The 6,424-nt window shown below is 72.2% G+C and carries 7 protein-coding genes; 4 read left to right on the forward strand and 3 right to left on the reverse strand.

Going from position 1 to position 6,424, the window contains the following annotated elements:
- Nucleotides 1-140 precede the first annotated feature (140 nt).
- Nucleotides 141-1,820 carry a DUF4407 domain-containing protein gene (locus FE256_RS17200; RefSeq protein WP_138178082.1) on the forward strand — a complete coding sequence of 560 codons (1,680 nt, stop codon included), beginning with the start codon at nt 141-143 and terminating at the stop codon, nt 1,818-1,820.
- Nucleotides 1,820-2,287, forward strand: a complete 468-nt coding sequence (locus FE256_RS17205) for an NUDIX hydrolase (RefSeq protein ID WP_138178084.1) — start codon at nt 1,820-1,822, stop codon at nt 2,285-2,287. Before FE256_RS17200 ends, FE256_RS17205 begins: the two co-directional genes overlap by 1 nt.
- Before the next feature lie 219 nt (nt 2,288-2,506).
- Here the strand turns inward: FE256_RS17205 and FE256_RS17210 are convergent, their stop codons facing one another.
- Nucleotides 2,507-3,481: a zinc-binding dehydrogenase gene (locus FE256_RS17210; RefSeq protein WP_138178086.1), complete on the reverse strand. Its 975-nt coding sequence runs from the start codon at nt 3,479-3,481 to the stop codon at nt 2,507-2,509.
- Nucleotides 3,482-3,550: 69 nt separating this feature from the next.
- On the opposite strand from FE256_RS17210, the gene FE256_RS17215 reads away from it, so the two are divergent.
- A complete protein-coding gene (locus tag FE256_RS17215; RefSeq protein ID WP_138178088.1) occupies nt 3,551-4,129 on the forward strand; it encodes a TetR/AcrR family transcriptional regulator in 579 nt (192 codons plus the stop codon).
- 146 nt (nt 4,130-4,275) lie between these two features.
- On the opposite strand, the gene FE256_RS17220 is transcribed toward FE256_RS17215, so the two are convergent.
- Complete coding sequence (locus FE256_RS17220) at nt 4,276-4,590, reverse strand: YbjQ family protein (protein WP_138178090.1); 315 nt, start codon at nt 4,588-4,590, stop codon at nt 4,276-4,278.
- A 107-nt stretch (nt 4,591-4,697) separates the two neighbouring features.
- On the opposite strand from FE256_RS17220, the gene FE256_RS17225 reads away from it, so the two are divergent.
- A complete protein-coding gene (locus FE256_RS17225) occupies nt 4,698-5,891 on the forward strand; it encodes a thiolase family protein (RefSeq protein WP_138178092.1) in 1,194 nt (397 codons plus the stop codon).
- Between the two features lie 105 nt (nt 5,892-5,996).
- Here FE256_RS17225 and FE256_RS17230 read toward each other — a convergent pair.
- On the reverse strand, nt 5,997-6,424 hold a 428-nt coding region (locus FE256_RS17230), incomplete at its 5' end, for an LAVTG motif-containing sortase-dependent surface protein (RefSeq protein ID WP_138178094.1).

The raw sequence follows: 6,424 nt of genomic DNA on the forward strand, positions 1-6,424 counted from the left end.
GTTCTGCCCGGGGTGACCCGATATTCGACGCAATCGCGGGTGATCTCGAGCAACCGGGGTGATCTCGCGGACGGTGGGCCCTGGGTGCAGCCTCAGGCCCCGCTCAGCCACGCACAGGGTCGGCGTCGTACCCTGTGCGAATGTCCTTTTCCGCTCACCGGCCGGGCCGTTTCGGTTCCGACGGCCGCATCGAGTTCACGACGGACGAGGAACGCGAGCCCCAGTACCTCGACGACATCCTCGCTCAGCAGCGCGATGACCCCGCGTCCGCTGCCGACGACGTGGCCCCCGACGACCCCATAGAGCCCTGGGGTGCGCCGCCCGCCGGTGACGACGAGACCCTTCCCGTCGCGCAGGTCGACTCCGCCGCAGCGGACACCGAGGGGCGCGATCCCGCCCGGGTCGACCCCGGGCCGGAGCAGATCCCCGAGCCCGAGCCCGCTGCCGCCGAGCCCGAGCCCGAGCCCGCTGCCGCCGAGCCCGAGCCCGAGCCCGAGGGCGCCGCGCGGGACCTCCCCGAAGCCGCCCCGTTCCCCGCGCCCGTGGCATCCGACCCCCGTCCGCCGCGTCTGCGCCGGGCCGACCCGCGCCGCCCGAGCCTGTCGCTCGTGCGCCGCATGGCCGTCCTCGGCGGCGCCGACAACGACGTCCTGAACGAGGTGCCCGAAGAGGTTCCGCGCTTCGTGCAGATGTTCCTCGTTCTGCTGGGCACGGCCTTGGTCTCGGCCCTGTCGATGATGTTCGCCCTGCTCACCGGTGTCCGCGTGAGCATCCTGCTCGCCATCCCCCTGGCGCTGGTGTGGGGCTTGATCATCTTCAACCTCGACCGCTTCCTCACCTCGACCATGCGGTCGACGACGAACGTGTTCCGGCTGCTCGGCCTGGCGTTCCCGCGCGTGATCATGGCGGCGCTGATCGGCATCGTCGTGGCCGAGCCACTCGTGCTGCAGGTGTTCCAGAACGACATCAACCGCGAGGTCAACTCCACCAACGTCACTCAGGCGCTGACCGACCAGGATGCCGTGACGAGCGGCCCCGAGAAGCAGGCCCTCGACGCCGCGAGCGCACAGGTGTCGGCGCTCGAGAACCAGGCCGCGACGGGCATCGTCGCCGGCACCTCCTCGACCTCGGCCGAAGCCGCCGCGGCGCAGCAGACCGTCGACCAGCTCACGCAGCAGCTGGCCGCGCAGCAGACCGTCATCGACCAGGCGCGCGCGGTGTATCAGTGCGAGTTGACCGGTCAGGGAGCCGGCGAGGTCCCCGGCTGCACGGGTGTCGCCGGCGACGGGGCGAGCTCCGACGCCGCTCAGGCGCAGCTCGCCCAGGCGCAGTCGGCGTACGACGCGCTGTCGACGCAGCTGCAGCAGGCCCAGACGGCGCTCGCCACGGCGAATTCGGCCGGTGCCGACGCCGCGGCCGCTTCGGCCGACCAGAACAAGCAGCAGGCGCAGGACCAGCTCCCTGCCGCCCGCGCGCAGTACGAGTCGGCGCTCGCGGCCTACAACGAGCGCGCCTCGTCGGTGGCCGACGGCAACGCCGGTGCGGTGGGGTTGCTGAGCCAGATCTCGGCGCTCGAGCGGCTGTCCGAGCGTGAGCCGACGCTGCGCTGGGCGCACTGGCTCATCGCCGCCCTGTTCTTCATGATCGAGCTGCTCCCGGTGCTGGTGAAGGTGCTCACGGGCTTCGGTGGACCGTCGCTGTACGAGAAGGCCGAGAAGATGCGTACGCAGATCGCCCTCGACCGGGTCACGGCGCGGACGTTCCGCAAGCGGGCCGACGTGATCGCCGACGAAGCGGTGCGCGTCCCGGCGGGCGTCTGATGACCACGTGGAGCGCGGGGCTGCTGCTGTATCGGCGGCGTCCCGCGCTCGAGGTGTTCGTTGCTCACATGGGCGGGCCGTTCTGGGCCCGCAAGGACGCCGGCGCCTGGTCGATCCCGAAGGGCGAGTTCGACCCCGCGTCCGAGCCACCCCGGGATGCTGCGCAGCGGGAGTTCCGCGAAGAGCTCGGCGTCGAACCGCCCGACGTCGAGTGGGCCGAGCTCGGCACGTTTCCGTACGCCTCGGGCAAGAAGATCGTGGTGTTCGCCGCGGACGGCGCCGGGTTCACGGCATCCGAGTTCGTCTTCGGTGAGTTCGAGATGGAGTGGCCGCCGCGGTCGGGCCGTGTCGGGTCGTTCCCCGAGGTCGACCGCGCACAGTGGATGGACCCGGATGCCGCCCGCGAGGCGCTCGTGAAAGGTCAGCGGCCCGTCCTCGACGCGCTGGAGTCCCTGCTCGGGGTGTGACTCGGGGCGTCCGCCGGCCCGCGCAGGCCGCGAGCGAGCCGAACTCCTGAGAAACGGCGCAGTTCCGCCCGGCTCGTCGGCCGGTGGTCGGAGTGGGCCGGGTTTCTCAGGAGTTCGGCCCACGCGCCGGCGGGGGCGGGGCTCCCCGGCCCGCGGCGGCGGGGGTGCAGCGCCCCGCCCCGTGAGGGCGCACAGCCGCCGCCGCCGGTGAGGAGCGGCTCAGGGGCGCAGGAGCACCTTGCCGACGCGCGGCGAGAGGCTCGCGGCCATGGCCTCACGAGCATCCTCGAGACCGAACGTCGCGGCGACGGGCAGGGTGAGGGTGCCGTCGGCGAGGTAACGCGACAGTTCGCCGAAGAGGGCGCCGCGGGTCTCGGCATCCATCGTCTTGCTGACGACGTTGCCCCAGAAGCCCTTCACGGTGGCCTGGCGGAAGATGATGTCGCCGGCCGAGAGTTCGAGCTTTCCCGCCCCCATCGAGCCGAAGATCACCAGCGTGCCGTTGTCGGACAGCAGCGACAGCACGTCGTTGCTCGCCGTGCCGCCGACCGAGTCGACGCCGGCGACGATGCGTGCGCCGTCGGCGATCGCGAGGGCCTTCTCGCGCCAGTCGTCGGCGTCGGTCGACACGACGTTGTGAATGCCCTGCTGGGCGAGTTCGTCGACGGCGCTCTGTCGCCGGACCAGGCCGATGACGTGGATGCCACGGGCCTGGGCGATCTGCGCGACCATGCGGCCGACCGCACCGTTGGCGGTGTTCTGCACGATCCAGTCGCCCGGCTGCAGGTCGAGCGAGTGCAGCAGGCTGATCGCGCTGAACGGCATCGACACGAGCTGCGCCGCCATCTCGTCGGGGAGGCCCGCGGCGACGGGGACGAGGTCCGCGGCGGGGGTGACGACGTACTCGGCCCACACGCCGAAGGTGCCGCCGGTGGCGACGCGTTGACCGAGCTGCAGTCCGTCGACGCCCTCGCCGAGCGCGTCGACGATGCCGACGGCCTCGGTGCCGGCGCGGGCGGGGAGTTCGGGCTTGTAGCCGTAGGTGCCGCGGATCGTCCACAGGTCGTGGTTGTGGATCGTCGACAGGACGATGCGCAGCCGCACCTGGCCGGGGCCGGGCTGCGGGGTCTCGACCTCTTCGACGTCGAGGACGTCGGTCGGTTCGCCGAACTGGTGGTGCACGATCGCGCGCATTTCTCTCCTTGCGTGGTTATTTTGTAACGACCGGTCTAATATAGACCCGGACCGGAGAGAAGGAAACCCATGGGCAGGATGCCGGCGTTCGACCGCGGTGCTGTCATCGACGCGGCGCGGGATGTCTTCTGGCAGCGCGGATACGCGGAGGCCGGGATCACGGAGCTCGAAGAGGCCACCGGTCTCACGCGCTCCAGCCTGTACAACGCGTTCGGCAGCAAGCGCGGTCTCTTCGATGCGGTGCTCGGGGCGTATCTCGACGACATCGTCCGCACCCGGTTGCGGCCCCTCGGCAGCGGAGACCCCGGCGCCCTCGAGGCCTACGTCGACGAGATGCGCGCGGCCATCGCTGCGGACAGCCCCCGGGCGCGCCTCGGATGCCTGCTGCTCAACGCCGGTTCGTCGCCCCTCGCGTCCGACGACGCCGAGGTGCGCGACCTCGTGTCGGGCTACGCCGCCGAGATGCGCGTCGCCATCCGCGCGGCCGTCGCCGACCGCCGCCCCGACCTGACCTCGGATGCCGTGGACGCGCTGTCCGCGGTCTGCGCGTCGCTGGTCGTGGCGGCGCTGACCCTCGCCCGCGTCGACCGCGATGCGGCCGTCGCGACGCTGGCATCCGTCCCCACGACGCTGGAGTCCTGGCGCTGAGCCGCGCCCCGGCCGCGCCCGGCCCCGCGGCCGCGAGACTGCATCTGCCTGACGTCTCCACTGCACGCTGCGGTGGGCTTGTCAGGCGCATGCAGTCTCGGCGCTTCTCGGGGGCGCTGTGTCCCCCCGGCGCACGTGCGGCGGCGTCAGCCGAGCTTGACGGCCGTGCCGTAGGCGACGACCTCCTGGAAGTTCTGCGCGACCTCGCTGGTGTCGAACCGCATCGCGATCACGGCATCCGCCCCGAGCGCCTGCGCCTGCTCGATGAGGCGCTGCTTCGCCTCGTCGCGGCTCTCCTGCAGCTGCTTCGTGAGGCCCTCCAGCTCACCGCCGAAGATCGACTTCAAGCCGGCGCCGAACTGGACTCCGATGTTTCGCGCGCGCACGGTGAGGCCGGTGACCTCGCCGTACACCTCCACGATCTGGCGGCCGGGGACATCGTTCATGGTTGTGACGAGCATGCGGTCAGTGTGACAGCGGCGTGCCCGCCCCGCCAGCGATTCCGGCCGCCGCGACGGAAACGCGGGCACAATGCTGTGATCGCCCCCTTCCCCTTCTGGAGGTCCGCATGGCATCCACCGTCCCGCGCATCGTGATCGTCTCGGGCGCCCGCACGCCCATCGGCTCGTTCGGCGGGGCGCTGTCGAGCGTCGATGCGTACGAACTCGGGGCCGTCGCGGTCACCGCCGCCCTCGAGCGGGCGGGGGTGCAGAAGGATGCGGTCGACGAGGTCGTCATGGGCTGCATCGCGCAGAACGGGCCGGATGCCTACAACGCCCGGCGCGTCGCGCTCGCCGCGGGGCTGCCGACCCGGGTCCCCGCGTTCACCGTCAATCGCCTGTGCGGCTCGGGGCTCCAGGCCATCTGGTCGGGCGCCCAAGAACTGCGCTGGGGCGGCGTCGACGTCGTGGTCGCCGGCGGCGACGAGAGCATGTCGCGGACCCCGTTCCTCGAGTACGGCGCCCGGGGCAATGCGCGTGTGGGGGACCGGACGCTCCTCGACGGCACGCTCGCGATCCTCACCGACCCGTTCAGCGGCCGGCACATGGGCACGACCGCCGAGACCGTGGCATCCCGCTACGGGGTGTCGCGCGCCGAGCAGGACGCCTTCGCGGTCGAGAGCCAGCGCAGGGCGGGCCAGGATGCCAGTCGTGCGGCGTTCGCGGACGAGATCGTGCCGGTGACGACCGGCGGAAAGCGGCCGGTCGAGGTGTCGGTCGACGAGCACCCGCGCCCCGGGACGACGCTCGACGTGCTGGCTGGGCTCCGGCCGGCGTTCGAGGCGGGCGGGTCGGTGACGGCGGGCAACTCCTCGGGCATCAACGACGGCGCCGCCGCGACGGTCCTCATGCGTGAGGATGACGTGCGCGAGCGCGGGCTCACGGGGCTGGCGACGCTCGAGGCCGTCACGACGGCCGGGGTCGATCCCGAGATCATGGGGTACGCCCCGGTCCTCGCCCTGCAACGGCTGTGGGAGCAGACGGGGCTGACGCCGGCCGATGTCGACGTGATCGAGCTGAACGAGGCCTTCGCGGCGCAAGCGGTCGCCGTGATCCGCGACGCCGGGCTCGATCCCGAGAAGACGAACCCGTACGGCGGAGCGATCGCGCTCGGGCATCCGGTCGGGGCGACCGGCGCGATCCTCACGGTGCGCGCGGCCCTCGACCTGCAGCGCCGCGACCTCGAGTACGCCGTGGTGACGATGTGTATCGGCGGCGGTCAGGCCCTGGCCGCGCTGCTCCGGCGGTTCTCGCCCGCGTGAGGGGTCAATATGTGTCGCTTGGCCGCGGGCGAAGCGACAGAAACTGACCCCTCGCGCGAAAGGGAACGGCCCCCACCCGGAAGGGTGAGGGCCGTTCCGGAGCGGTCAGGCCGTGCGGCGCTTGCGCAGGGCGAAGGCGAGACCGCCCGCGACCACGAAGAAGCCGCCCGCGAGCGCGAGGCCCCACGGCGCCTGGGCGCCGGTGGCAGCCAACGTGCCCTTCGCGAACACCTCGATGGTGAGAGGGCTCAGCACCGTGCCATCGGCACGCGTGATGACGACGGTGTGGGCGCCCGGGGCGAGCGTCGAGGGGACGCTCACGCGGAAGGTCACCGAACCGTTCGCGTCGGCGGCCGGGATGCCGGTGATGACCGTCGGCGTGCTGTTCAGCGTCGCCGTCAGCTGCTCGCCGGCGTTCAGGCCGGTCACCGTGACCGTGAACGACCCGCCCTGCTCGACGCGCGTCGCGCTCGCCGAGACGCCCACCGCGGCCGGCGACGTCGTCGGCTGAGCCGTCGGGGTCGGGGTCGGGG

Origin of the sequence: Microbacterium sp. 5K110 (assembly GCF_005774735.1) — a bacterium.
Taxonomy (GTDB): domain Bacteria; phylum Actinomycetota; class Actinomycetes; order Actinomycetales; family Microbacteriaceae; genus Microbacterium.

Excerpts from the sequence above, each read along its gene's own strand:
- FE256_RS17210 (WP_138178086.1), bottom strand. The coding sequence starts at position 3,481 with ATGCGCGCGATCGTGCACCACCAGTTCGGCGAACCGACCGACGTCCTC.
- FE256_RS17200 (WP_138178082.1), top strand. The coding sequence starts at position 141 with ATGTCCTTTTCCGCTCACCGGCCGGGCCGTTTCGGTTCCGACGGCCGC.
- FE256_RS17215 (WP_138178088.1), top strand. The coding sequence starts at position 3,551 with ATGGGCAGGATGCCGGCGTTCGACCGCGGTGCTGTCATCGACGCGGCG.
- FE256_RS17225 (WP_138178092.1), top strand. The coding sequence starts at position 4,698 with ATGGCATCCACCGTCCCGCGCATCGTGATCGTCTCGGGCGCCCGCACG.
- FE256_RS17220 (WP_138178090.1), bottom strand. The coding sequence starts at position 4,590 with ATGCTCGTCACAACCATGAACGATGTCCCCGGCCGCCAGATCGTGGAG.
- FE256_RS17205 (WP_138178084.1), top strand. The coding sequence starts at position 1,820 with ATGACCACGTGGAGCGCGGGGCTGCTGCTGTATCGGCGGCGTCCCGCG.